The organism is Tabrizicola sp. (genome assembly GCF_031377265.1).
Lineage (GTDB): Bacteria > Pseudomonadota > Alphaproteobacteria > Rhodobacterales > Rhodobacteraceae > JAUYQR01.
The window spans coordinates 1-2,055 of record NZ_JANMET010000102.1; the positions used below are offsets into that span (position 1 = coordinate 1).

The 2,055-nt window shown below is 63.8% G+C and carries 1 protein-coding gene; it reads left to right on the top strand.

Going from position 1 to position 2,055, the window contains the following annotated elements; genetic code table 11:
- A partial coding sequence (locus RMO18_RS05980) for a glutamate synthase central domain-containing protein (protein WP_309664562.1) occupies window positions 1-2,055 on the top strand: 2,055 nt, incomplete at both ends.

Consider the following 2,055-nt stretch of genomic DNA (forward strand, 5'->3'; position numbering starts at 1 on the left):
GGCCTGCGGCGCTTGCGATGACCGATGGCCGCTGGGTATGTGGCGGGCTGGACCGGAACGGTTTGCGGCCAATGCGCTATGTGGTGACGGGCGACGGGCTGTTGATTGCGGGGTCCGAGGCCGGAATGGTGCCGATTGACGAAACAACCGTGCGCGAAAAGGGCGCGCTGGGGCCGGGGCAGATGATCGCCGTCGATATGGTGGATGGCAAGCTGTACCACGATACCGAGTTGAAGAATAAACTGGCGGCGGCGCAGCCGTTTGGCGATTGGGTGTCCAAGGTGGTGGACCTGAACGCGCTGTTGAAGGATGTGCCGGAGGCCGCGTTGTTTGATGGCGCTGATCTGCGCAAGCGGCAGATTGCGGCGGGCTACACGCTGGAGGAGCTGGAGCAGGTTCTGGCCCCGATGGCCGAGGACGGCAAGGAAATGGTCGCATCCATGGGCGATGACACGCCGCCCGCGGTGCTGTCGTCGGTCTACCGCCCCCTGAGCCACTATTTCCGGCAGAACTTCAGCCAGGTGACGAACCCGCCCATCGACTCGCTTCGCGAGGGTCGAGTGATGTCGCTGAAGACACGGTTCGGCAACCTGCGGAACGTGCTGGACGAGAACAACTCGCAGTCGGAAATCCTGGTGCTTGAAAGTCCTTTCGTCGCCACCCGCGAATTCGCGGTGATGGTCGAACGTTTTGGCGACCAAGTGGCGTTCATCGACTGCTCTTTCCCCGTGGGTGAGGGGCTGGATGACCTGCGGCAGGGGCTGGAGCGCATAAGGGCTGAGGCCGAGGATGCGGTGCGGTCAGGTGCCGGACAGCTGGTCCTGACAGACGAGCATCAAGGGCCGGACGCGGTAGGTATGCCGATGATCCTGGCGACCAGCGCCGTGCATTCGTGGCTGACACGCAAAGGGCTGCGGACGTTCTGCAGCATCAACGTGCGGTCGGGGGAATGCATTGATCCGCATTACTTTGCCGTGCTGATCGGGTCGGGTGCGACGACGGTGAACCCGTATCTGGCGCAAGATTCGATTGCCGACCGGATCGACCGGGGGCTGCTGGAGGGATCGCTGACCGATGCCATGCGGCGCTATCGGGATGCAATCGACGCAGGGCTTTTGAAGATCATGTCGAAGATGGGGATTTCGGTGATTTCCAGCTATCGCGGGGGTCTGAACTTTGAGGCGGTGGGTCTGTCGCGCGCGATGGTGGCCGAGTATTTCCCGGGGATGCAGTCGCGCATCTCGGGCATCGGCCTGACGGGCGTGGAGCAGAAGCTGGAGGAGGTCCACAAGCGCGGCTGGCTGGGGGGCGCGGACGTGCTGCCCATCGGTGGCTTCTACAAGGCGCGGCGGTCGGGCGAAAAGCACGCCTGGGAAGCGCAGACGATGCACATGCTGCAATCGGCCTGCGACCGGGCGAGTTATGACCTGTGGAAGCAGTATTCTGCGGCGATGCGGTCAAACCCGCCAATCCATCTGCGCGATTTGCTGGACATCAAGACGCTGGGCAAGCCGGTGCCGATTGAGGAAGTCGAGTCGATCACCTCTATCCGCAAGCGTTTCGTGACGCCGGGGATGTCGCTGGGGGCGCTGTCGCCCGAGGCGCACAAGACGCTGAACGTGGCGATGAACCGGATCGGGGCGAAGTCGGACAGCGGTGAGGGTGGCGAGGACCCGGCGCATTTCGTGCCGGAGCCGAACGGGGACAATCCGTCTGCCAAGATCAAGCAGGTCGCCTCGGGCCGGTTCGGCGTGACGGCGGAGTACCTGAACGCCTGTGAGGAGTTGGAGATCAAGGTTGCCCAAGGGGCAAAGCCCGGTGAGGGTGGCCAGCTGCCGGGGATGAAGGTCACGGCGCTGATCGCCCGGCTGCGGCATTCGACGCCGGGGGTGACGCTGATCTCGCCCCCGCCGCACCACGATATCTACAGCATCGAGGACCTGGCGCAGCTGATCTACGACCTGAAGCAGATCAACCCGCGCGCCAAGGTGACTGTGAAGCTGGTGTCGTCGTCGGGTGTGGGGACCATCGCTGCAGGGGTGGCGAAGGCCAAGG